Source organism: Limnobacter parvus, from assembly GCF_024623725.1.
GTDB classification, from domain to species: domain Bacteria; phylum Pseudomonadota; class Gammaproteobacteria; order Burkholderiales; family Burkholderiaceae_B; genus Limnobacter; species Limnobacter parvus.
Genome location: NZ_JANKHG010000001.1, coordinates 1 through 22,069 on the forward strand (window position 1 = coordinate 1; position 22,069 = coordinate 22,069).

At 51.8% G+C, this 22,069-nt stretch carries 25 protein-coding genes and 1 tRNA gene; 11 read left to right on the forward strand and 15 right to left on the reverse strand.

Going from position 1 to position 22,069, the window contains the following annotated elements; genetic code table 11:
- The coding region (locus NSP04_RS00005) for a hypothetical protein (RefSeq protein ID WP_257510282.1) at positions 1–218 on the forward strand (218 nt) is incomplete at its 5' end.
- Positions 219–333: 115 nt separating this feature from the next.
- On the opposite strand, the gene NSP04_RS00010 is transcribed toward NSP04_RS00005, so the two are convergent.
- A complete protein-coding gene (locus tag NSP04_RS00010; RefSeq protein ID WP_257510283.1) occupies positions 334–1,110 on the reverse strand; it encodes an enoyl-CoA hydratase in 777 nt (258 codons plus the stop codon).
- A 162-nt stretch (positions 1,111–1,272) separates the two neighbouring features.
- Here NSP04_RS00010 and NSP04_RS00015 point away from each other — a divergent pair, with 162 nt between their 5' ends.
- The 5 genes from NSP04_RS00015 to NSP04_RS00035 are packed head-to-tail and all read left to right on the forward strand — an operon-like array spanning position 1,273 to position 6,810.
- The gene (locus NSP04_RS00015; protein WP_257510284.1) at positions 1,273–2,019 is read left to right on the forward strand and encodes an SDR family NAD(P)-dependent oxidoreductase; all 747 of its coding nucleotides are present in this window, start codon (positions 1,273–1,275) and stop codon (positions 2,017–2,019) included.
- Positions 2,020–2,045: 26 nt separating this feature from the next.
- Complete coding sequence (locus NSP04_RS00020) at positions 2,046–3,365, forward strand: FAD-binding domain-containing protein (RefSeq protein WP_257510285.1); 1,320 nt, start codon at positions 2,046–2,048, stop codon at positions 3,363–3,365.
- Between the two features lie 15 nt (positions 3,366–3,380).
- The gene (locus NSP04_RS00025; RefSeq protein ID WP_257510286.1) at positions 3,381–3,866 is read left to right on the forward strand and encodes a DUF3429 domain-containing protein; all 486 of its coding nucleotides are present in this window, start codon (positions 3,381–3,383) and stop codon (positions 3,864–3,866) included.
- Between the two features lie 50 nt (positions 3,867–3,916).
- Positions 3,917–4,900, forward strand: a complete 984-nt coding sequence (gene acuI / locus NSP04_RS00030; protein WP_257510287.1) for an acrylyl-CoA reductase (NADPH) — start codon at positions 3,917–3,919, stop codon at positions 4,898–4,900.
- Positions 4,901–4,923: 23 nt separating this feature from the next.
- Complete coding sequence (locus NSP04_RS00035) at positions 4,924–6,810, forward strand: M61 family metallopeptidase (RefSeq protein WP_257510288.1); 1,887 nt, start codon at positions 4,924–4,926, stop codon at positions 6,808–6,810.
- Positions 6,811–6,831: 21 nt separating this feature from the next.
- Here NSP04_RS00035 and trpC read toward each other — a convergent pair whose 3' ends face one another.
- The 7 genes from trpC to rpe form a co-directional block, all read right to left on the reverse strand.
- Positions 6,832–7,620: an indole-3-glycerol phosphate synthase TrpC gene (gene trpC / locus NSP04_RS00040; RefSeq protein WP_257510289.1), complete on the reverse strand. Its 789-nt coding sequence runs from the start codon at positions 7,618–7,620 to the stop codon at positions 6,832–6,834.
- Between the two features lie 12 nt (positions 7,621–7,632).
- The gene (gene trpD, locus NSP04_RS00045; RefSeq protein ID WP_257510290.1) at positions 7,633–8,670 is read right to left on the reverse strand and encodes an anthranilate phosphoribosyltransferase; all 1,038 of its coding nucleotides are present in this window, start codon (positions 8,668–8,670) and stop codon (positions 7,633–7,635) included.
- Positions 8,671–8,699: 29 nt separating this feature from the next.
- A complete protein-coding gene (locus NSP04_RS00050) occupies positions 8,700–9,284 on the reverse strand; it encodes an aminodeoxychorismate/anthranilate synthase component II (RefSeq protein WP_257510291.1) in 585 nt (194 codons plus the stop codon).
- A 111-nt stretch (positions 9,285–9,395) separates the two neighbouring features.
- A complete protein-coding gene (locus NSP04_RS00055; protein ID WP_257510292.1) occupies positions 9,396–9,950 on the reverse strand; it encodes a hypothetical protein in 555 nt (184 codons plus the stop codon).
- Positions 9,951–10,053: 103 nt separating this feature from the next.
- Entirely contained in the window at positions 10,054–11,556 is a 1,503-nt protein-coding gene (gene trpE / locus NSP04_RS00060) for an anthranilate synthase component I (protein ID WP_257510643.1), read from the reverse strand.
- On the reverse strand, positions 11,556–12,236 hold the full coding sequence (locus NSP04_RS00065) for a phosphoglycolate phosphatase (RefSeq protein WP_257510293.1): 681 nt from the start codon (positions 12,234–12,236) through the stop codon (positions 11,556–11,558). The genes trpE and NSP04_RS00065 overlap by 1 nt, the downstream gene beginning before the upstream one ends.
- Positions 12,237–12,251: 15 nt before the next feature.
- On the reverse strand, positions 12,252–12,932 hold the full coding sequence (gene rpe / locus NSP04_RS00070) for a ribulose-phosphate 3-epimerase (protein ID WP_257510294.1): 681 nt from the start codon (positions 12,930–12,932) through the stop codon (positions 12,252–12,254).
- A gap of 150 nt (positions 12,933–13,082) precedes the next feature.
- On the opposite strand from rpe, the gene apaG reads away from it, so the two are divergent.
- The gene (apaG, locus tag NSP04_RS00075) at positions 13,083–13,466 is read left to right on the forward strand and encodes a Co2+/Mg2+ efflux facilitator ApaG/CorD (protein WP_257510295.1); all 384 of its coding nucleotides are present in this window, start codon (positions 13,083–13,085) and stop codon (positions 13,464–13,466) included.
- Here the strand turns inward: apaG and NSP04_RS00080 are convergent.
- The gene (locus NSP04_RS00080) at positions 13,463–13,621 is read right to left on the reverse strand and encodes a hypothetical protein (RefSeq protein ID WP_257510296.1); all 159 of its coding nucleotides are present in this window, start codon (positions 13,619–13,621) and stop codon (positions 13,463–13,465) included. The two genes, apaG and NSP04_RS00080, sit on opposite strands and share 4 nt — an antisense overlap.
- On the opposite strand from NSP04_RS00080, the gene mltA reads away from it, so the two are divergent.
- Positions 13,620–14,864: a murein transglycosylase A gene (mltA, locus tag NSP04_RS00085; RefSeq protein ID WP_257510297.1), complete on the forward strand. Its 1,245-nt coding sequence runs from the start codon at positions 13,620–13,622 to the stop codon at positions 14,862–14,864. The two genes, NSP04_RS00080 and mltA, sit on opposite strands and share 2 nt — an antisense overlap.
- Before the next feature lie 19 nt (positions 14,865–14,883).
- Here mltA and NSP04_RS00090 read toward each other — a convergent pair whose 3' ends face one another.
- Entirely contained in the window at positions 14,884–15,663 is a 780-nt protein-coding gene (locus tag NSP04_RS00090; RefSeq protein WP_257510298.1) for a DsbC family protein, read from the reverse strand.
- An 85-nt stretch (positions 15,664–15,748) separates the two neighbouring features.
- Entirely contained in the window at positions 15,749–16,984 is a 1,236-nt protein-coding gene (locus tag NSP04_RS00095; protein WP_257510299.1) for an FAD-dependent monooxygenase, read from the reverse strand.
- A 139-nt stretch (positions 16,985–17,123) separates the two neighbouring features.
- Between NSP04_RS00095 and NSP04_RS00100 the strand changes: the two genes are divergently transcribed.
- From NSP04_RS00100 to NSP04_RS00110, 3 genes are all read left to right on the forward strand, one after another.
- Positions 17,124–17,199: transfer RNA gene (locus tag NSP04_RS00100), tRNA-Phe, on the forward strand.
- A gap of 174 nt (positions 17,200–17,373) precedes the next feature.
- Positions 17,374–18,498: a hypothetical protein gene (locus NSP04_RS00105; protein ID WP_257510300.1), complete on the forward strand. Its 1,125-nt coding sequence runs from the start codon at positions 17,374–17,376 to the stop codon at positions 18,496–18,498.
- A complete protein-coding gene (locus tag NSP04_RS00110) occupies positions 18,495–18,953 on the forward strand; it encodes a hypothetical protein (RefSeq protein WP_257510301.1) in 459 nt (152 codons plus the stop codon). Before NSP04_RS00105 ends, NSP04_RS00110 begins: the two co-directional genes overlap by 4 nt.
- A 23-nt stretch (positions 18,954–18,976) precedes the next feature.
- On the opposite strand, the gene NSP04_RS00115 is transcribed toward NSP04_RS00110, so the two are convergent.
- From NSP04_RS00115 to NSP04_RS00130, 4 genes are all read right to left on the reverse strand, one after another.
- Positions 18,977–19,243: a hypothetical protein gene (locus tag NSP04_RS00115; RefSeq protein WP_257510302.1), complete on the reverse strand. Its 267-nt coding sequence runs from the start codon at positions 19,241–19,243 to the stop codon at positions 18,977–18,979.
- A gap of 43 nt (positions 19,244–19,286) precedes the next feature.
- Positions 19,287–20,780, reverse strand: coding sequence for a pilus assembly protein TadG-related protein (locus tag NSP04_RS00120; protein ID WP_257510303.1), 1,494 nt, complete (start codon positions 20,778–20,780; stop codon positions 19,287–19,289).
- A 115-nt stretch (positions 20,781–20,895) separates the two neighbouring features.
- Positions 20,896–21,306, reverse strand: coding sequence for a DNA-binding transcriptional response regulator (locus NSP04_RS00125; RefSeq protein WP_257510304.1), 411 nt, complete (start codon positions 21,304–21,306; stop codon positions 20,896–20,898).
- A gap of 102 nt (positions 21,307–21,408) precedes the next feature.
- On the reverse strand, positions 21,409–22,032 hold the full coding sequence (locus tag NSP04_RS00130; RefSeq protein WP_257510305.1) for an AAA family ATPase: 624 nt from the start codon (positions 22,030–22,032) through the stop codon (positions 21,409–21,411).
- Between the last annotated feature and the right edge of the window lie 37 nt (positions 22,033–22,069).

Below are 22,069 nucleotides of genomic sequence, written 5' to 3' on the forward strand. Positions count from 1 at the left end.
TGCTTGCTTCGTTTCGTCCTGCTTGTCGTGCAGCAGAGAAACGAGATTATGCACATCAATTCAAAACCTGTCAAACACTTTTGCGAAGAAATTTGTATTTTTCCGCAACGCCGCAAAAGTCTGTTCCAACGACCCCACAGGCCGACGAAAACAAGCCCCTGACGCACAAGGATTTTTTGGCTCTGTGCTCAAAAAATAGGCTCCAAAAGGAGCCCTGAAAATATTTGAATTTGTTTGTCCAGAAACCCAGTTTACGGGTGCCCAGTTTGGTTCAGGCAAAAATTAATTGCCAATTAAGCAGCAAAGAATCGCGAATTATTGGCATCACAACACTTACTTGTTTGAAAAACTGGGTTTGCGCTTCTCAACAAACGCAGCCATGCCTTCTTTTTGATCGTCTGTAGCAAACAAGCTGTGGAACATGCGGCGCTCGAACAGCATGCCTTCCGACAAAGACCCTTCAAATGCGCGATTAATGCTTTCCTTGGCCATCATCACAGATGGAAGTGAATAAGCGGCGATTACGGTGGCAGCCTCAATGGCTTCATCAAGACAACGTTCGGCCGGCACTACACGGGACACCAAACCGGCTCGCTCTGCTTCGGCTGCATCCATCATTCGGCCAGTCAAACAAAGGTCCATGGCTTTCGCTTTGCTGACAGCACGCGGCATGCGTTGCGTTCCGCCAGCACCCGGAATAATGCCGAGTTTGATTTCTGGCTGACCAAATTTGGCTGTGTCGGCACAAATAATGAAGTCGGTCATCATGGCGAGCTCGCAACCACCGCCCAATGCAAAACCACGCACGGCGGCAATAACCGGCTTGCGCACGTTGCGGATGGTTTCCCAGTTGCGGGTGATGTATTCGCTTTTGTACACGTCCATATAGCTAAAGGACGCCATGGCACCAATGTCGGCCCCGGCAGCAAATGCTTTGTCGCTTCCAGTGATTACCATGGCGCCAATGTTTTCATCGGCATCAAATGCCATAAGCGCTTCGCCAAGTTCGGTCATGAGCTGATCGTTCAGCGCATTCAATACTTGGGGGCGGTTAAGTCGAACCAAGCCAACTTTGCCGTGGGTTTCTACAAGAATGGTTTCGTAGGTCATCGAAGGTCTCCGGCTTATTAATAGGAATACATATATGAGTATGGAAAGTCTAACCCCTGAATTTTGATGAATTGGGGAATTGGTAGTGATTTGAATGAAGACGTGACTTTATTTTCTGTCTAGGACAAAATAGCGCTACGTTAGACAAAACTGGTAGTCAAGATGAGCAAATGTGTATTTGTAATGGGCGCCAACAGCGCGATTGCCCAAGAATTGGTTCAGTTGTGTGTAAGTGCCGGGCAAGAAGTGATTGCGGCCGGGCGAGACACTGCGGTGCTGGAGGCGCTTTACGGCCACATTGCGGGTGTAAATATTGTAGAAGTGCAGGCCTGTGAATCGGAATCTGTGAACGCTGCTTTTGATGAGCTAGCCGCGCAAGGCAAACAAATTGACGGTTATGCCCATTGTGTAGGATCTATATTAGTGGCTCCGCTCACCAAGACCAGCGATGCGCAAATAGACAGTGTGTTGCAGGTCAACCTGATTTCCGCCATGTATGGTTTGCGGGCTTTCTTGAAACAGGCTAAAACCAACGCGCAAGGCGGTTCAGCTGTTCTGGTATCGACTTGCGCCACTGGAATTGGTGTGCCTAATCATGAGGCGATTGCGGCGGCAAAGGGTGGCATCGAAGGATTGGCGAAATCCGCCGCAGCCACACACGCAAGCGACAACATTCGCATTAATGTGGTTGCGCCAGGTCTAACTGACTCGCCGATTGCATCGGCTTTCCTGAAAAGCGATGTGATGCGGGCCGCCAGCGCAAAACAATACCCCTTGCATGGCGTTAACACGCCCTTGGAGGTTGCTCAAAGCATGCACTGGCTATTGAGCGAATCTTCAAACCGGATGACAGGTGCCGTATTGAACATAGATGGGGGCTTCCGGAACATTCGCCCTTTGGTGAAATAAGTAAATACAAGACAATGGCTTGCACCATGCCCAAGCCAGACAAAAGGCAAATGATGCAGTACGAGACAACGATCAAATACGAACCCAACCGGCAAGCCGCCTTGGATGTATTGGCTGCAATTGACCCACTGCAATACAGCCGCAGCCGAAATTTCCTCGATGGCGCCGTAACGGGCTTGTCGCCCTGGATTACCCACGGATACATCAACGTTCGGGAAGCCACGCAAGTGTTGATGAAAAAACACCGCCTGAGTTTTGAAGACAAACTTATTTTCGAGTTTGCCTGGCGAGAGTTTTTTAAACACGCACACGGGGAGTTGGGCATCGGCATTTTGTCTGACGTTCGCAGACCAGTGTGGTCGGGCCGCTACAACCATCAATTGCCAGACGATATTCAAGAGGGCCGAACCGGTGTTGAGGCCATTGATGCCGGTGTGGCCTTGCTCTACAAAACGGGTTACCTGCACAACCATGTACGAATGTGGATTGCGTCGTATGTGGTTCACATGCGCAAGGTGCACTGGAAAGTAGGTGCTGACTGGATGTACGCGCATTTGCTGGATGGCGACTTGGCCTCGAACCACTTGAGCTGGCAATGGGTGGCAGGGACCTTCAGTCACAAGCCCTACGTTTTTAATGCGGACAATGTGAAGAAGTTTGCCCCGAAATGGGACTGCCGTGGCACTGTTATCGACTCTGATTATGAAGACCTGGAATCCATTGCACGCGCCAAGCGGGACACAGGACGAGAACGAAATGCGCCGTCAGTAGGCGTGGCGGAACCGAGCACCTACGGATTTGACTTAGAAAGCCTTGGAGAATCGTCCAGACGGAAAATCGTTGATTTGCGTGACACTGCTGGTGTTGATTCGAGCTGCCTACTGGTTAAACAATTCAGGGAAATCGAATTGGTTCACCCATGGGATTTGAAAACATGCTTTCAGCCGACCACCCAAGGCTTGCTTCGGTTGGGAGTGATCGACTGCGCATTTCACAAGGCGCACAAGTGGAGTGAGCTACGTTGGAATTTTGTAATGGCCGCTTTAGAAAAGGGCTGTGAGCAAATCTGGATTGTGAACACGGACCATCTTGCGCACAACGCCGCTATCTTGGCCAAATTCAAACAATGCAATGTTCAGCTAAGTATGCGAACCACGTTAAACCCTGGCTATTCAGCCATGTGGCGCTGTTTTCCACTGCAATGGACACCTGAGGAAAAACTACTTCCCAACCCTGCTCGTTTTCAACAAAGCTTTTCACGCTTTTACAAAGAAGCGACTCAAATTGCGGGCAGCCTTGAAGAGGCGGTACACGATGAAGCCTTGGTTCACCAATTACCGCTCTGAGCTACTGGAGTAAACATGACGCAGGCACTTAAAACGCATTGGATGAGTACCTTGGGCTATGGTGGACTAATTCCCTTTCTCGGCTTGGCTGTGCTTACAGGCGTGTACAGCGGTACAGACACGGCTGCTGAACTTGCCCGATACAACATGGTGTATGCGCTGTGCATCGTGTCGTTTCTGGGCGCTGTGCATTGGGGACTAGCTATATCACTAAGCAGCAGCCCGCCGAAACCAGGGTTTCTGGGTGGTGTGGACCAGGCTGAGTTCGAAACCCGAAGTTTCATCTGGGGTGTGACGCCTTCTCTGTTGGCTTGGCTGGCTGGTGCATTTTCACCAGCGCAACACACATTGTGGATTCTTGGCGGGGTGTTGGCCTTTGTTTGGCTGGTGGACCAACACTTGTTAAAGCCAATGAAGGCATTTGATTCTTACTTGAAATTAAGAAACCACCTGACTGCGGGCGCGATCCTTGGCCTGTTGATCACGGCCTGCTTTGTTTAAATGGTGTAGTCTTGATTTGAAGACTAACAAAAAGCAAAGACGGAGACGGTATGTTCAAGGCATTATTTCTTCAGAAAAATGAGCAGGGCGAGTTCAAGGCGAGCATTGAACAGATCGATGAAAACCAGTTGCCTGAAACCGGTGACGTGCTGGTTCAAATTTCCCATTCAACCCTGAATTACAAAGATGGCCTAGCGATTTGCAACAAGTCGCCAGTAGTACGCCAATGGCCCATGGTTGCGGGCATTGATGGCGCAGGCACTGTGCTTGAAAGCGCGCACCCAAACTTCAAACCTGGTGATGAAATCATTTTGAATGGCTTTGGCGTTGGGGAAACCCATTGGGGTTGCCTGGCAGAAAAAGCCAAACTGAAAGGTGACTGGCTGATAAAAATGCCCGCTGGCTTGAATGCGGAACAAGCCATGGGAATTGGCACGGCTGGCTACACGGCCATGCTTTGCGTGCTTGGCCTGGAAGCACATGGCGTAAAACCTGAGCACGGTGAAATTTTGGTAACCGGCGCAACGGGTGGTGTGGGTTCTGTGGCAATCGCTTTGCTAAGCAAACTGGGTTACACCGTGGTGGCCACCAGCGGTAAGGCAGATCAAACCGATTTCCTGAAAAACTTGGGCGCAGCTGAAGTGGTGGATCGAAAAGCACTGAGCGAACCGGGAAAACCATTGCAACGCGAACGCTGGGCGGGTGTGGTGGATTGTGTGGGATCTCACACTTTGGCCAATGCATGCGCGCAAACCAAATACGGTGGAACTGTGACTGCATGTGGTTTGGCACAAGGAATGGACTTGCCCTCTTCAGTAGCACCTTTCATTTTGCGCGGCGTTACCCTAAAAGGCATTGATTCTGTGATGGCGCCCCTAAGCGTTCGGGAAGAAGCGTGGCGCAGGCTGGCCAGTGACCTGGATGTGGAAAAATTACACAGCCTTTCGCGCCTGCTGACACTTGATGATGCGATTGAAGCCGCAGGAAAGATTATGGCGGGCACCAACATTGGCCGCGTAATTATTAAAATCTGATGATTCAAATTTGATTTGAAAACTTGAACGCTCAACACCACACATTGAAAAACACCATGCTGCATTACCTGGTTGAATTGGCAGACCCCAAAGCCCATTATTTTGATGTTCGTCTGCAGGTGGAGGTTCCACTTGCATCGCTGCAGAATGAGCAGGGCGATTACTACATTGACCTTTCCCTGCCAACATGGATACCAGGAAGTTATTTGATCCGGGAGTTCGCGCGAAATGTGCTGCATGTGCGCGGCCAAATTAATGGATCGAGCGCAGCCTGTTTGAAAGTACTGAAAGACACTTGGCGAATTCAAGTGGAGAAGGCTTTGATTCAATCAGCGACCTCGAGCGTTTTATTGAACTGCGAGTGGCGCGTGTACGCCTGGGATTTGTCGGTTCGCGGCGCCCACTTCGACGAGAACCATGCCTTTTTCAACGGCACCAGCCTGTTTTTATGCCCGAAAGGGTTCGAGAACACATCGGTTGAGTTAATAATTTCCAGACCCGGTACAGATTTGAAAGACTGGACAGTGGCTTGTGGATTACCGAGCCAAGCTGGTTCTTTGAAAGACATACACGGCTGCCCACTGCTGAAGGCCGGTGGCGTTGTAAAACTGACAGCGCCCAACTACGACAGCCTGATTGACCACCCCGCTGAAATGGGCGAGCTGATGACAAGCAGCTTTGAAGCCCTGGGTGTGAAGCATGTGTTTGCTGTATACGGGGCAGATGCAGACCTGGACCTGCAAAGAATTTGCGATGACCTGAAACCCGTGTGCGAAGCTCAAATCACCTTGTTTGAACCGACAAGTAAACAAGCGCCCTTCGAACGCTATGTGTTCATGCTGCATGCCACTGATGAAGGCTATGGCGGACTGGAACACCGAAACAGCACAGCCTTGCTGTTTAAATCAGGGGAACTTCCACAACGCAATGTAAGCGAAGCTCCCAAGGGATATGACGGCTTTTTGGGTTTGTGTAGCCATGAATACTTTCATTCATGGAATGTGAAAAGGATGAAGCCTGCGGCGTTTGTACCCTACGATTTGACGCAGGAAAATTACACGCGATTGCTGTGGGTTTTTGAAGGTTTTACCTCGTATTACGACGATGTGATTTTGGCTCGTGTAGGCAAACTGGATGAGACCGCTTACCTGAAAAGCTTGGGAAAAACGGTGTCACAAGTGATGAAAGGGCCTGGGCGCTTGAACCAAAGCGTTGCGGACAGTTCCTTCGATGCATGGACGAAATATTACCGGCAAGATGAAAACGCACCGAACGCAATTGTGAGTTATTACACCAAAGGCGCTTTGGTCGCCTTGTGCATAGATTCCTCAATTCGACAACACACGCGTGGCGAAAAAAGTCTGGATGACGTGATGCGCCGGATGTGGCAGCGGATGTGGCAACTTCAGGGCGAAACTGGACTAGGATTGCAGGAAGACGAGTTTGCGCAAATTGTATTGGATGCAACGGGCGTGGACCTGAAAAATGAAATTGAGCAATGGACTCAGGGTACAGATGAGTTGCCACTTGCTGACGCATTGAAGACCTACGGTTTTGGTATTAGCATGGCCCCGAACAGCGAGGCAGTTAATTTTGGTTTGCACGGGCAGTTCAAGCCAGAAGGCATGCTGGTGAAACAGGTAATCAATGGCAGCCCTGCCCACCACGCTGGTATTTCTGCAGGTGACATACTCGTGGCCTTGGGTGAAAAAAAGTTGACCGAGGCAAACTACAAACGCTTGCTTGCCTCGACACAGCCAGGCACCACCTTGACTGCGATTGGCTTTCGCGCGGAACGATTAATGAATTTGAATTTGACTGCTGGTGAGCCGAATTCCAATGAGTGGCAGATCAAAAAACTGGAACACACTGAAGGTGCAACTCTGCATGCACCATGGGTATGTCAGTAATCACCTGAGTACAACACAACCTCAGTAAAACAAATCAGCCAATGCCTGCCCTGGTGACGGGGCACGCATAAAGGCTTCGCCCACCAAAAAGGCGTGTACATCATTCGAACGCATTAGGGCAACATCTTCACGCGTTGCGATTCCGCTTTCAGTGATCAACAGGCGATCTGTTCCTATGCGGTTTTTCAAATCGAGCGTGGTTTGCAGTGATGTTTCAAATGTGCGCAGATTGCGGTTGTTCACACCGATGAGCGGGGTTTTCAATTGCAGGGCCACGTCCATTTCAGCAGCGTCATGCACCTCCACCAACACGTCCATGCCCAACTCATTGGCGCACTGCTCGAGTTCGAGCAATTGTGGAAGTTGCAAGGCCGAGACGATCAGCAAAATGGCGTCGGCACCCAAACCACGAGCTTGAACGACTTGATAGGTATCGATGATGAAATCTTTGCGAATACAGGGCAAACCACTGGCTTCGCGTGCCATGTCGAGATACTGCGGCGCGCCTTTGAAATATTGAATGTCAGTGAGTACCGACAAACACGTAGCACCATGCTCGGCGTAGCTTTTTGCAATTTCGACTGGGTCGAAAGGCTCGCGCAAAATACCTTTGCTGGGGCTGGCGCGCTTAACTTCCGCAATGATTGCGGGCAGGCCTTTGGCCACAGCGGTTTTCATGGCCAAGGCAAAACCGCGGGGAGATTCCAGCTGGGCCGCTTTGGCCAACCACTGAACTTCAGTCAACACCTGCTTGCCCTGTGCAATTTCTTCACGCTTGGTGGCGAGTATTTTGTCGAGAATGTCGCTCATGGTGCGCCTGCCTTATTGATCAATCGACTTGGTGAAGTCGACGAATTCATTGAGTTTGCGAATGGCAGCGCCACTGGCCACTGTTGATTTGGCCAGATCAATGCCCTCTTTCAAGCTGCTGACCAAACCTGCGGTGTACAAACCCGCTGCGCTATTCAGCAACACGATGTCGCCCACTGCGCCACCTTTGCCGTTTAAAGCATGGAAAATTTTGTCGCGAGATTCTTCCACTGAACCTGCATGCAGGCTGCTGTGTGAGGCGCGCGTGAAACCGAAATCTTCTGGCTTGATGCTGTAGTGCTTGATTTCTCCGTCACGCAACTCGGCAATCTTGGAATCGCATTCAATACACAGTTCGTCCATGCCGTTTTCACCATGAACAATCAGTGCCTGCACCGACCCCAAACGCTTCAGCACTTCGGCCTGAAGCTCGAGTAAATTTGGGCTGTAAACACCCATCACCTGCCGTTTGGCATTGGCTGGGTTGGTAAGTGGACCCAAAATGTTGAACACTGTGCGCACACCCAGTTCTTTGCGGACTGGCCCTGCAAAACGCATGGCGCTGTGATGGTTTGGCGCGAACATGAAGCCAATGCCCACCTGCTTGATTGATTCGGCCACTTGATCGGGCTTCAAGTTGATGTTCACACCCATCAATTCGAGTACATCGGCACTGCCCGAATTGGACGACACACTGCGGCCACCATGCTTGCCCACCTTGGCACCCGCTGCGGCCAATACGAACATGCATGCGGTGGAAATGTTGAATGTTTGTGCGCCGTCGCCACCGGTACCACACAGGTCGACTACCTCGGTGCCTGCTGGTAAATCCACGGGGGTGACGAGGTCTCGCATCACCTGAGCGGCGGCGGCCACTTCTTCAGCGGTTTCGCCTTTTAAGCGCAGCCCCACCAGCAAAGCCGCAATTTGCGCCGTGCTTAAACCACCACTTAGCAACTGTTGAAACGCCTCGCGGGTCAGTTCATGCGACAGATTTTGCCCGGCAAGCAGCTGGTTCAATGTGGCTGGGTAATTAAAAGGCAGAGACATGATGTTTTTTGATTTTGATGTGAGTTTTTTCAGGCAACTGCAGGTGACTTGACCCGCTTCAGGAAGTTCTTCAGCAGGTCGTGCCCACGATCGCTCAATATGGATTCAGGGTGAAACTGAACGCCTTCCACATCCAGTGTTTTGTGGCGAACGCCCATGATTTCGCCATCGGCAGTTTCAGCAGTAATTTCAAGGCAGCTTGGCAGGCTTTGCCGTTCAATGGCCAGGGAATGGTAGCGAATGCAGGTCAACGGATTAGGAAGCCCAGCGAACACACCCAGGTTTTGATGGTGCACCGGCGAGGTTTTGCCATGCATGATTGTTTTGGCACGCACTACTTTGCCACCAAATGCTTCGCCAATGGCCTGGTGCCCAAGGCATACGCCCAGCACCGGCACAACACCGGCCATGCGCTGAATGATTTCAATGGATATGCCAGCTTGCGCCGGCGAACAAGGGCCTGGCGACACGCACACCGCACTGGGGTTTAAGGCCATGGCTTCGCTGACCGAGATTGCGTCATTACGGACCACGTGAACCTGCTGCCCCAGCTCGCCGAAATACTGTACGAGATTGAAGGTAAAACTGTCGTAATTGTCGATCATCAACAGCATTGGCGGGCCTGCGAACGGAAAGTGGGTGAATGCGCTTAAGTGGTTGAAATTTTAGCACATGCCCACTTGCCGATCTTGTCGAACCACAGCCAATCCATGCAAGGGCGAGAATTAGGCGTATTGCGGAGCCAGTGCACCGTCTACGCCGCATTGAACCTGCTTGGACAAGTCGAGCAAGGCATTCTTGATTTCGGTCATTTTATGGCTGGGTTGATCCATGTAACGCACAATCTGATCAATCGCAGCGCACGCCAGTGCCATGTGCTCGCCAGTACAACGCTGCTTTAACCATTGCAACTGCCGGTGGGTAACAGGGCCATGACACAAACTGTTCAATGTGTGGTGCATGACTTGGAGCTGCACTTGGGCTTCCCGCCCTTTAACGTTGGAGACACCTGAAAAATGGTTATTGATTTCGTCAATGACCTGTGTGGCATCGCAAGGCAAAATCACAAACCGTTGAACCCCATTTTCACGCGCAGCCAGAATTGTCTGTCGGTCTGCACGACACACCATCAAAGGGAAAAAATAAGGGCTGGTCAAACGTTCCAGAGCCTGTTCATTGTTTTCTACCCGCTCAATGATGCCACCGGGCCAGTGGGGCTGAACTGCCGCACACCATTTGTCTTGAATTTCAGCATCGTTTCCCACCACGAGCATTCTCATTTTCACCCCACCCCATGCTTTTCGTCCAAGGTAGAGCGTAAAAAGAAGTGAGCCAGATGATAGCTACCCGGCTGGGGGAAAGGTCCGGTCAGGAAAAGCAGCGTTAAGAAAGCTCGCCGTCCAGCCCAGCCTGAACCAGTTCTGCAGCGCGCATCACAGCGCGAGCCTTGTTTTCAGTTTCAAGCCATTCGCTTTCAGCCACAGAATCGGCCACAACGCCAGCACCGGCCTGTACATACAGGGTTTGATCTTTGACCACGCCTGTGCGAATTGCGATGGCCACGTCCATGGTGCCGGTAAAACTAAGGTAGCCACAGGCACCGCCGTATACGCCGCGCTTGGTGGGCTCAAGCTCGTCAATAATTTCCATGGCGCGAACTTTGGGTGCACCGGAAAGCGTTCCCGCAGGGAAAGTGGCGCGAAGCACATCCATAGCGCCCATGCCCGGTTTCAAATCGCCCTGCACATTGCTGACAATATGCATGACATGGGAATACCGTTCGATGATCATTTTCTCGGTGACCTGCACCGAACCCACCTGCGCAATGCGACCCACGTCGTTGCGGGCCAAGTCAATCAACATGACATGTTCGGCAATTTCCTTGGGGTCCGCCAACAATTCTTCGGCCAAAGCGACGTCTTCTTGCTGGGTTTTGCCGCGTGGGCGCGTGCCTGCGATTGGGCGCAAGGTGACCAAAGGGTCTTTGCCCTCGATTTGGTCTTGCCGCACCAGAATTTCCGGTGAAGAACCCACCACTTGAAAGCTGCCGAAGTTGTAATAGAACAAATAAGGGGAAGGATTCAAGGAACGCAGTGCACGATAAAGCATGAGTGCGTCTTGCGTAAAGCGTTTGCTGAGCCGCTGGCCCAGCACCACCTGCATCACATCGCCAGCAGCAATGTATTCTTTCGATTTGGCCACCATGTCGAAGAAATACTCTTTGCTCATGCTGCGTTCGACCGTTGTGCTTTCACTGCTGCCTGAAACGGGAATTGCGATGGGCTGGCGAAGTTGAGCCATAAGCCGCTTGACTTCAGCCACGCCGTTTTCGTAGGCATCGGCTTGTGCGGGGTCGACAAACACGATTAGCTGAATGGTGCCTTGAATGTTGTCAACCACCGCCATGCGGTCGGTGAACATCAGCAGAATATCGGGAATTCCAAGGTCGTCGGCCTTGCGGCTGGCTTCCAAGCGGGGTTCCATGTACCGCACAGTGTCATAACCAAAATAACCAGCCAATCCACCGAAAAAACGGGGAGCGCCTTGCACCGGCGGCACCTTGAAACGCGCATGGTATTGCTCGATGAACTGCAGCGGGTCGCCGTTGAAGGTTTCCAGTGTTTCAAGCGTGCCATCAGCCTGCTGCTGTTGGACCACCACGGAATGCTCTACCACTTTGATGGTGATGCTGGAGGGCAAGCCTACGAAGGAGTAGCGGCCCGAGCGTTCTCCGCCTACCACCGATTCCAACAGAAATGTGTTCGGTTTGTTGGCCAGCTTGAAGTACACCGACAAGGGCGTATCAAGATCGGCATAGCAACGTGCAATCAAGGGAATACGGTTAAAGCCCTGCGCCGCGAATTGGTCAAATTCAAGTTGTGAAATCATGGTGTAACCCGTGTGCCCAAAAGGCGTTGTGCCGCTTCTTCGATCGTGTTCACAATGCCATCACATGGCGTGTCGTGAACGGATCGCCCTTCGTTGTAACCATAGGGCAAAAGCCAACATTCCACGCCTGCGGCGTTGGCCGCCAAGGCATCGTTCACCGAATCGCCGATCATCAAGGCCTGTGAAGGATCAACCCCCAGAAGCTTACAGGCGTGGGTCACAGGCATGGGATCGGGTTTTTTCACAGGGCAGGTGTCGCCACCCACCATGACTTCAAAATAATGGGCAATGCCTGTGCGTTCAAGCAGGGGCCTGGTGAAACGTTCAGGCTTGTTGGTGACCACGGCCAGTTTGTAACCTGCATTTTTAAGCAGTTCCAGCCCCTCTTTCACACCCGGATAAAAAACCGAGTGATTGCCGTTGATGTGGGTGTAATGGTTTTGCCAGTTGGCCATGGCCTGCGCATACAGTTCAGGCGATGCTTTTTCCGTCATGCTGCCTGTCAGGCTGCGATTCACCAAATTTTCAGCGCCCTTGCCCACATACACGGCCACGGTTTCCTCAGGCAACACCGGTTTGCCCAAATCAACCAGCATGGCATTCACCGCAGCGGCCAAATCGGGCACTGTGTGCAACAAAGTGCCATCAAGGTCGAACAATACTGCTTGCTTGGTCATGATGCTTGGTCTCGCTTATCGGGTGGTTGCCAGCTCAGCACGCATTTGGTCGATCACGGCTTTGTAATCGGGTTTGCCGAAAATTGCAGAACCCGCAACAAATGTATCGGCACCGGCCCGTGCAATTTGCGCAATGTTGTCGGGCTTCACACCACCATCCACTTCCAGGCGAATATTCTGGCCACCATTGGCCACGTGGGCATCAATTCGCTTGCGCAGATCGGCAAGCTTCACCAAAGCTTGGGGAATGAAACTTTGCCCACCAAAACCTGGGTTGACAGACATCACGAGAATTAGGTCGAGCTTGTCCATCACATTGTCGATCCATGAAATTGGCGTGGCCGGGTTCAGCACAATGCCAGCCTGGCAACCTGAATCGCGGATCAGGCCCAAAGTACGGTCCAAGTGATCGGTGCCCTCGGGGTGCACGCTAATCACATTGGCTCCTGCTTTGGCGAAATCGGGAATAATCCGATCGACTGGGCGCACCATCAAATGCACGTCAATCACCGCGTCGGTGTGTGGCCGCAAAGCCTCGCACACCAGCGGACCAATGGTCAGATTGGGCACGTAATGGTTGTCCATCACATCGAAATGCACCCAATCTGCGCCCGCCGCAATGACGTTCTTCACTTCCTCGCCCAAGCGGGCAAAATCGGCAGAAAGAATACTGGGGGCAATTAAGAACGGGTTCATGGCAAGCCTTCAATGAAGAATTCAGAGTCAACCCCAGAGTTTAAACGAAGTTGGCTTGTGCAGATGTTCCTGAAAGCGGCTTCGGATTTGTGAAATCAGGGGTTTGAAGTCATACTTGATCGCTAGAACCACACTTACAAGTCATGCAGCATGAGCAGCCCTTCGCCGTATCAGTTTGAAGTTAAAGTAAGCACCCAATTTCTGGACGAACAAAGCGACAAGGAAAAAGGCCCTTACGTGTTTGCCTACACCATTGAAATTGAAAATGTGGGGGAGCGTGCGGCTCAGCTGCTAAGCCGGCACTGGTTCATCACCGATGCACACAATATCGTGCAAGAAGTGAAGGGCGATGGCGTGGTGGGTGAACAGCCCACCCTTAGGCCCGGTGAACGTTTTGAGTACACCAGCGGTTGCCCATTGCCTACGCCGGTGGGCACCATGAAAGGTATTTATACTTTTGTGGGCGATGGTGGCGAGCAGTTTGATGTGCCTGTGCCTGAGTTTCTACTGTCTATGCCACGCGTGTTGCATTAACTTCTGGTTGAATCGTCCTTGGTTTCCGTTTTTTCTACGGCCGCTTCATCGTCTGTTTTCTTCACAGGATGATCGACCCGCGCCCGCAAAGTCCACCACATGATAAATATGATCAGGCTTAAAGCCAAAACCATTTCCGCAATGAGTAACCACATGTTTAATCCACTCCGCTGTTTCTGGCCCAGCACTGTGCTGGCTGGCCTTATTTTATCTGGATGCGCTTCTACTCCGACCGCAAAACCCGTCGATTGTTCATGCCCTGCTGTTGAAAAACCCGCAACAGTCGACAAAAAAGACGAAAAACCCGTACTTCCTTTGTTTGTTAAGTCAGACTTTTCGAAATTGCCAGGCTGGGGAACCACCGACCACAAGGTATTTCTGGAGGCATTTGCTGAGCAGTGTTCGGCCAACGGAAATGCACTGGCCAAACGCAAGGCGACCCCCAGCGGCTTGTTGGATGCATGCCGAAAAGCCCGCCAGAACATGACTGGCAATGCCTTGTTGCCCGCGCAAATCTGGATGGAAGCCAACTTTGATGTGTGGCAGCTTCAGCAGGAAGACGGCAAAAAGGAAGGCTTGTTGACTGGCTATTTCGAGCCCATGTTGAAGGGATCGCGCACCGCACAGGGCCCTTACAGCAATCCGCTGTATGGTGTACCGGACGACTTGATCACGGTGAAGCTCGATACGATTTACCCAGAACTGAAAGGAAAGCGACTGCGTGGTCGCCTGCAAGGCGATACGCTGGTGCCTTTTTTTGACCGGGCTGAGTGGGAGCGCCTTGGGCCCGACCGTGAAAAGCCGATTGTTTGGGTGAACGACAAACTGGACGCCTTTTTGCTGCAGGTTCAAGGCTCGGGGCGAGTCACTCTTCAAGATGGCACTGTAATTCGCTTGAGTTACGCAGAGCAAAATGGCCACCCTTACAAATCAATTGGCAAAGTGTTGGTTGACCGTGGCGAATTAACGGCTGCGCAAACCACCATACCTGGAATACGCAATTGGGCCAAAGCAAATCCGGGCAAGCTGGATGATTTGTTGAACGCAAACCCAAGCGTGGTGTTTTTTAAAGAAAACAAAGTATTGCGCCCGCAAGAAGGGCCTGTGGGTGCCATGGGTGTGCCCTTGACAGGTGGGATCAGCCTGGCCATTGACCGGGAAAAGATTCCATACGGTAGCCCGATGTGGATTGAATCAAGCAACCCGGTGAACAATTCTGCAATTGCACATGGGGTATTGGCACAAGACACCGGCGGTGCGATTCGCGGCCGGGTACGTGCAGACTACTTTTGGGGTACGGGCGAAGCCGCAGGCGAAGCGGCCGGCCTGACCCGCCAACCGCTAAAGATGTGGTTGATTTGGCCCAAGGGCGCGCCCCTGCCCGAGAGCGGAAGCTGAAGCCCAACGAGCCAATAATTTAATTGGAACGAGCCGCCGCAGCGATTCGGCGGTTCAAATCAGAAGCAGCCACTGCGCCGCTAACGCGTGTTCCGTCTTGGAAAAACACGGTGGGCGTACCCGCTACACCCATGCTGCGGCCAAGATTAACCAAGGCGTCGATGGGTGGGTTGCAATTGCCAGTGCCTGTTGGCGATTGGTCTTTCAACATCCAGTCGTCCCACATTTTTGCCTTGTCAGTGGCGCACATCACCTTTTGGGCTTTGTCGACTGAGTCTTTGCCGAGCACAGGGTATACATAGGTGTACACAGTGGTGTCTTGCAACTTGACCAGGGTTTCTTTGCGGAAACGTTTGCAGTAACCACAATTTGGATCTTCAAATACAGCGATTTTCCGGCTGCCAGTGCCATAGACCGACTTCAACGCCAATCCCAATGGCAGGTCTTTCTCAAAATTGATCGCATTGAGTTTGTCTAGACGGGCCTCGGTGATATTCACCATGGATTTGCTTTCCAGCAACTCGCCAAGAATCAGATGGCTACCACTTGCGTTGGTGTAAATAATTTTTTTTGTACCGTTGTGATTGACAACCACTTCAAACAGGCCCGACACGAAGGGAATGTCGGTGACCGACATTACTTTTACACCAGACGCCCCCAACGACTCGTTGACTGCAGCGGTGATTCGCTCCACCTCGGTTTTACTGGCAGCCGCGTAAGCACCAAAAGACAACACGGCCAGAGACAACAATGCAGCGGCTGCGCGCTTGGGCATGAACGTGGATAAATTGAATTTCATAAGCCTGCTTGAATTAAAAGGATTGAATTTTAGTTAAGACACATGCGAAAGCAATTTGTTCATTGCTTCAGCGTACGCGGTTTAATTAGCGCATGGCTTGTTGGGACAACCAACGCTTTAACATGGGCAATTGGTTGACAAGTCGCATGCCTTTGTTTCGCGCCCAAGCTGCGCCGGGCAAATCCAGTCGGAACAAGGTGTGCAAACCATCCGTCAAAAAATGCACAGGAGTACAGGCCGCTTTGCGACGTCGCTCCCAGGCTTGCCACAACTGCTCGTCGGCCAGGCCCAGGCGCTGCACGGCCAACAGTCGCTTGCGCGAGGTTAACAGATTGGCCAATTCCGCTGCATCTTCCAGACCAAGGTTTAAGCCCTGACCGGCCAACGGATGGATAACATGCGCGGCATCGCCCATCAACACGACACCATTGTCGAACCACACTGGCGCCACACCGTGCTTCAAGGTAAATGCATAGGTTTTGCCCACGGGAACGAGGTCGCCATAAAAACTGTGCACGGCAGCACCGGAAAAGGCCTTGACCTTCTCAACCATTTCTACAGGGTTGGCTTGCATCAACGCCTGCGACTGCGACAAGGGCATGGACCACACCATGGACACATGTGGTCCCGGCAGGGGCAGCATGGCCAAAATCGAATCGCCACTGAACCACTGCCGCGCAGTACCGTGGTGCGGCTTTTCAATCGCGAAGGTAGTCACCACGCCTTCCGCACTGTAATCGTCGATTGAGAAGTCAAGCCCTGCCTGCTTTCGGGTTTGGCTTTGTGCACCGTCTGCAGCAATCAACAAAGGCACACGAACCGTTTTCAGGTTGGTGACCACGGCCCAACCTTCTTTCTCGCGCGAAAGGCCTTCCACACGGGCATCAAGCCAGTCAATTCCGGGCTGGTAGCGCATGGCAGCAAACAACACATCGAACAAACAACTTTGCTCAATAATCCAGGTTAAATAATCGACACCGGTGTCGCTGGCGTTGAAACGCAAATACCCTTGCGCATCTCCAACCGAATCGCCCCACACTTGCATTTCGGAAACTGCTTGCACCTTTTCGCTGGGAATGTTGTCCCACACACGAAGACGGTCAAGCACGCGTTGGCTGCGATGTGAAAGGGCAAACACCCGGGGGTCGAAGCGCTGACTGGCATCGGGCTGAAACTGCGGTGGGCGCGCGCCCACCACCAACACTTTGAACCCCGAGCTGGCCAGCACCAAAGCCGCCACCAAGCCAACCACGCCACAACCTATGACGGCCACATCGTGTGCTGACTCATTTGGGTTTGACGAAATCGATGTATTGCTCATTGGTCTTCTCGATGGCTTTTCAGCAAGGACATTCTGGAATATTGATCATGCTACCGCGATTTTGCATTTCTTGTTTGCGCAACGCGAAAGTTTCGGATAAACTTGCGGGCTTCGGTGGTGAAGACCACTGAAAACGCGTGGCCGAGTAGCTCAGTCGGTAGAGCAGAGGATTGAAAATCCTTGTGTCGGCAGTTCGATTCTGTCCTCGGCCACCACCCCTCCAAATTGCGTTACCCGTCTGCTTCAGGCTGTAACTTCAAATCTGCATCCCCCGACGAAAATTTTGTTTTGTTTTGCAAAATTGCACTCACCTGTAATAATGGGTGCATTAGAACAAAAACACCCTTGGTTTGCTGTCTACTTCACTTCAACTTAAATCCCGAAATTTGATGCGCATGCTGCTTTCGGCGGCCGTGGCGCTCGTTTGCGGACATTCTCACGCTGTCGACTACTCACTCAGCGGCTTTGGCACAATTCAATACACCCAAGGTGCCAACGAACAAAATTACCTTCGCTTCATCAACGAGGATGGCACGTTCAAGGTCAACTCAATTATTGGCGGGCAGCTTGATGTTCAACTGAACGACGAGTTCAGCGCCACTGTTCAATATGTGATTGCCCCAAAACAGCGGCGCGACGAAGGCGTGGATCTGGACAACCGCTGGGCCTTCATCAAATACAAGCCGAATGACAACTGGCACTTCAAGCTGGGGCGCCAGCGCCTGAATCTGTACCTTGACTCCGAGAACCTTGATGTTGGGCATACGTACATCCCTGCCAACCTGAACCCGGAGGTGTACTACAACGCCGGGGTGCTGGCTGCCGACGGCTTTTCAGCCAACTACAATTTTGAAGATGCAGCGGGGCGGTACTGGGGCGTGCAGGCGATTGCGGGCAAGCAAGACATTGTTCAACGGCTGCGCGGTTTTCAAAATGATTTTCCAGAAAATTCATTCGACATAGCCGGCTTGGTGCTGGGCGTTGAAGGCAGTAACTACAGGCTTCACCTGGCGCACCATGATGTGCGTTTCAGCAGGGAAATTACCCAGTTTCGGGGAATTCCGGTTACCGAAGGCGTTGCCGGTGGTACCGGGCGCCTGACCAACTTGGGCGCCGAATACCGATGGCCACTGTACACACTGCGCGGGGAGATCACCCAAACTGAACTGATGACAGCGGCCAGCGGTGTTGTGGGATTCCCCCCGCCTGTCGGCCCTATGCGGCGAACTGTTGAAGATCCCAAATTTGAGGAACACGGTGCGAACCTGCTTCTAATTAGAAAAGTGTTTGAGCAACACGCGGTGTATGGCAGCTATGGACGTTTTATTTCGCAATTTGATGATCAGTATTCTTTCGCGATTGGCGGCAAGTACAACTTAAGCCGGTCTGACTCAATCAAAGTCGAATTGCACCATGTTGTCGAGAAAAGTAACCGCCTGCAGCTTTCCGACAATCCAGTTCCCAACACCACATTCAATTTTCTGAGTGTGTCTTACAACTGGGTGTGGGAATGATTGCCCGCACCTTGTTCAAATCCGCCCTGCTTTTCAGCACTTTGCTGTTGCTGGGTGTCAGTGGACGAGCCGCGTCTTCGGATGTCATTTTGGTCACAGCAGCCCAAAACCCGATTGACGAACTTGATGCGAGGGAAGTGAATAGTTTGTACAAAGGTCGCTTGACGACCATCAAAGGGATTCCCCTAAAACCCCTGAATGCGCCGCCTGGCAGCATTCACAGAACCAAATTCTTGGCTCAAATTTTGAAACTCGATGAATCGGGTTACACGGGATATTGGCATGTGCGCCGCTACTCTGGCCAAGGCACACCACCCGCCGAAATCAGTGATGAAAAAGAATTGTTCGAAACTTTAAGGCTGCAACCTGATCGTGTTGGCTACCTTTGGACACCCGCTGGAAAAGAAATAAAACTGCCTGAAGGCCTGAAAATTATTCGATTGAAAGAAAAGTAAAAGCCCGCGACTGCGGGCTTTTTTTATTCCTTCGTGTAGCCTTTGCTTAAAGGCAGCCACCATGTAAACCCAAACACCAGTGTTTTCAACACGACTTTGCCTGTTGGCACGTTCTTGCTCCTGAGGCGATTGATCGCCAACGGAATTTCCAGCACGTGCGCCAACAAAATGATGCCTGCGAGAATGGTCAGTGCAGGAATGTGATAGCCCAGCAAACCCACCAAAGGCACTGCCAGCCAGAAAAAAACCAAACCTGCCTGCATGCCGTACCAAATACGTTGTTCACCCATGTTCTGTCTCTGTTGTTGTTTGAAGTGAAGAAAGTTTAACTGATTACCGGGTTAAAACCGCGGTGTTAAAACAGTCCATGTTGTCGACTTGAACCACAACTTCATTTGCTTCCAGTCCCAACGCCCCTAAAATTTCATCCAGAGAGCCGCCCAACAATCCAAGCGCATTTCGAAGTGCTGGGTTGGTCGCAAGTACATTTAAAACGCCACCCAACAAACCAATCTCAGAGTTCAGATTGGTCAATAAATTACCAACACCCTGGCTGGCTTCAAAACTGTAAGACGTAGTAACCACAGGGTCGGGAAATCCAGCCATTGAGACATCGTTGGCCGAACCGCTGCCAACGTTTGCATTCACGGTGGGCCTGCCCAACAGTGGCAAGGAAGGAAGGCGCAATGCTGCTGAGAGCGGCGTTGATTCGAGGTCTACCAGCACCGCTGAGTCAGATTGAGGCAACCTGCAATCGATGTCTTTAATCTCAACCGACCCACCCCCCACTTCCACATTCAATTCCAACAAACCACTAATGCGTGTTGACACTGCCACTTGTTCGGTTCGGGCTGTTGCAATGACAGCCCCATCGGAATTGCGTTTTGTAGCGACAAACAATTGTGGAGGGCTTAACACGGACACATTCAATGTGTTACCCAGATTCAACCGAATCCCATTCCCACCGATCCCAGTTGCCGCAGCAAAACTTGAAGCAAAAGCCAAATTCCCCAATCGCACAGAAGCACCTGCAAACTGCGAGTTGCCATTGGTGTCTGTGGCGAGGATATCGCTGAGTAAGAAATCAACTGTATCGATAGGTCCGTTTCCAGGAATTGTGACTATTGGGGCGTCGGGCCCGACAATATCAAGCGCAGCGTTGAGTAATTGCGCGGCAGACACCTCGGTATTTAACAATCTCGCCATGTCCAATTGCTCTCCGGCACCAAACACGCCAAGCTCAACACCCAGCTCAAGCAGATCGACCTGGGCATTCGAACCCAGCAAACCCTCGAAGCCCAATAAGTTCAGACGAAGTTCAGTTCCAACCGCACTTAGAAGAGGAGACAAACCGGAATTATTCAAATTCAGCGCCAGCAAATTGGTACCTACAATGCCGGAAATGAAGGGCAACACAGTGGCTTCGGCAACGGCGACCACAGGTTCGCTTCCCAGGAATGCGGCAGGCACTTCGCGGGTGACACGCACCAGCGCAGACTGTTGGCAAGACTGAGCCGGCAACAGGGTGTCGGTGCCCTGAACATTGCAGTTGATTTCGATTGAATCCGTGTCAAGATCAAGGCCATTTCGTTGCGCGTAATCTCGCGCAGCTTGAAAGCCATTGCTGGCGTTGTCGATGTCGCTGGCGGCGGCCTTTGCAGCCAGGTCGGCAATGCGCTGCACTTCCTCGCGTTCCCAAACGATTTGGCCAAGGCCGAGCACGCCGAACGCTCCCACCGCCATCAACATGATGAAAATAGTGAGTATTGTCATGGCCCCACGTTGACGGGCTTTGGCAATTGCAAGCTGTGCATTAAAGTTGGGCATGTCGAAATTCGATGGACTGACATGCTTGATTTTGCACGAATTCGAGCACATTTGATATGCAAAGCTGAGCACATTTCAGGCCTCAGCCCAGGCTTTTGCACAAAGCTGATTGGTCTTATTTGTGGTCTTTCAGGAACTTGCTCAAGATCCGTTTGCTGGGCTTTAAACGCGCAACAAGAGCTTTGGCTACGCTGGCCACGATTTCCATGGGGGCTGCCATTCGAGAGGTTTGAGCATGTGCGCCCAATTCCTGCAAAGTGGCAGAATCAATAACCCCAGCATGCCCTTGCACCAGAACAACGCCTAGCTCGGGGTTTTCATCTTTGATGCTAAGAAGCAGCGTGGAGTCACCCACTTGATCGGCGTCGACCAGCATCACTTTGACCCCATGCTGCTGCAACATGGGTCGAACCGCATTCAGGCTTGAGCAGGAACACACCCTTTCAAACTGATTGGATTCAGACAACTGGGCCTCCAAAGCAAGGCGGGTGTCCTTGTTTGGATCAACAATCAGCACCGTAGTCATGTATCCCCCTTGTTGTGTTTGGGAGATATTTAGCAAGTTGGGTGCCAGCCCAAGGTGTTGAAAAAGGTCTGTTTTGGTGCAAGAAACCTTTTGATCAAATACTTATCCGCGGCTGACCAGGCTGCGCACTTCCTTCCAAAGACTGTCTATTTCAAACGCTGCCTTGGAATTTGGGGCGAATTCAGTCACCGATTTACCCAGGCCTACACTGATCACAAAGTCATTTCGCTCATGAACAATGGTGCGGCAAATTTTTGCAGTGGCCTTCAATTGCTCAAATACGATTTCTGGTGTGCTGCTAAAGACCGATGCACCGTTGATGACCCAGGTTACTTTGCTGCCAGCGTCGGAGGCCCATTCCAGCGTGCTGCTGGCGCTGTGAATGTCTAAAGGACTTGCTTTGGTGGGTATAAGCACCAAATCCGCGTGTTGTAGCGCGTCTTTTACCCACTTTTTGTCGGTCGGCGGCATGTCGATGAACACGTAGTCATAGCCCGCTTCGTCCAGCTCGGAAAGCTCAATCACGATGTCGTTGAACCCCACCTTGCGCACATCGGGGTAATCCGCCTCCCGCAACGAATCCCAAAACTGACTTGACCCTTGTGGATCAAGATCGAGCAAGGCCACTTTTTTTCTGCCCTGCTGGCTGGCATGCGTTGCCAGGTTCAAGGACAAAGTCGTTTTCCCAGCCCCGCCTTTGCGGCTGCTTATGATGATGGTTTTCATGGGTGGACAATCCTGTGCGGTCAGAGATTTATACAGT

Excerpts from the sequence above, each read along its gene's own strand:
- NSP04_RS00050 (WP_257510291.1), bottom strand. The coding sequence starts at position 9,284 with ATGCTGTTGATGATCGACAATTACGACAGTTTTACCTTCAATCTCGTA.
- NSP04_RS00105 (WP_257510300.1), top strand. The coding sequence starts at position 17,374 with ATGCGCATGCTGCTTTCGGCGGCCGTGGCGCTCGTTTGCGGACATTCT.
- NSP04_RS00025 (WP_257510286.1), top strand. The coding sequence starts at position 3,381 with ATGACGCAGGCACTTAAAACGCATTGGATGAGTACCTTGGGCTATGGT.
- NSP04_RS00110 (WP_257510301.1), top strand. The coding sequence starts at position 18,495 with ATGATTGCCCGCACCTTGTTCAAATCCGCCCTGCTTTTCAGCACTTTG.
- trpC (WP_257510289.1), bottom strand. The coding sequence starts at position 7,620 with ATGAGCGACATTCTCGACAAAATACTCGCCACCAAGCGTGAAGAAATT.
- NSP04_RS00125 (WP_257510304.1), bottom strand. The coding sequence starts at position 21,306 with ATGACTACGGTGCTGATTGTTGATCCAAACAAGGACACCCGCCTTGCT.
- NSP04_RS00115 (WP_257510302.1), bottom strand. The coding sequence starts at position 19,243 with ATGGGTGAACAACGTATTTGGTACGGCATGCAGGCAGGTTTGGTTTTT.
- mltA (WP_257510297.1), top strand. The coding sequence starts at position 13,620 with ATGTTTAATCCACTCCGCTGTTTCTGGCCCAGCACTGTGCTGGCTGGC.
- acuI (WP_257510287.1), top strand. The coding sequence starts at position 3,917 with ATGTTCAAGGCATTATTTCTTCAGAAAAATGAGCAGGGCGAGTTCAAG.
- NSP04_RS00065 (WP_257510293.1), bottom strand. The coding sequence starts at position 12,236 with ATGACCAAGCAAGCAGTATTGTTCGACCTTGATGGCACTTTGTTGCAC.
- apaG (WP_257510295.1), top strand. The coding sequence starts at position 13,083 with ATGAGCAGCCCTTCGCCGTATCAGTTTGAAGTTAAAGTAAGCACCCAA.
- NSP04_RS00020 (WP_257510285.1), top strand. The coding sequence starts at position 2,046 with ATGCCCAAGCCAGACAAAAGGCAAATGATGCAGTACGAGACAACGATC.
- rpe (WP_257510294.1), bottom strand. The coding sequence starts at position 12,932 with ATGAACCCGTTCTTAATTGCCCCCAGTATTCTTTCTGCCGATTTTGCC.
- NSP04_RS00090 (WP_257510298.1), bottom strand. The coding sequence starts at position 15,663 with ATGAAATTCAATTTATCCACGTTCATGCCCAAGCGCGCAGCCGCTGCA.
- NSP04_RS00010 (WP_257510283.1), bottom strand. The coding sequence starts at position 1,110 with ATGACCTACGAAACCATTCTTGTAGAAACCCACGGCAAAGTTGGCTTG.
- trpD (WP_257510290.1), bottom strand. The coding sequence starts at position 8,670 with ATGTCTCTGCCTTTTAATTACCCAGCCACATTGAACCAGCTGCTTGCC.
- NSP04_RS00120 (WP_257510303.1), bottom strand. The coding sequence starts at position 20,780 with ATGCCCAACTTTAATGCACAGCTTGCAATTGCCAAAGCCCGTCAACGT.
- NSP04_RS00095 (WP_257510299.1), bottom strand. The coding sequence starts at position 16,984 with ATGAGCAATACATCGATTTCGTCAAACCCAAATGAGTCAGCACACGAT.
- NSP04_RS00015 (WP_257510284.1), top strand. The coding sequence starts at position 1,273 with ATGAGCAAATGTGTATTTGTAATGGGCGCCAACAGCGCGATTGCCCAA.
- NSP04_RS00130 (WP_257510305.1), bottom strand. The coding sequence starts at position 22,032 with ATGAAAACCATCATCATAAGCAGCCGCAAAGGCGGGGCTGGGAAAACG.
- NSP04_RS00055 (WP_257510292.1), bottom strand. The coding sequence starts at position 9,950 with ATGAGAATGCTCGTGGTGGGAAACGATGCTGAAATTCAAGACAAATGG.
- NSP04_RS00080 (WP_257510296.1), bottom strand. The coding sequence starts at position 13,621 with ATGTGGTTACTCATTGCGGAAATGGTTTTGGCTTTAAGCCTGATCATA.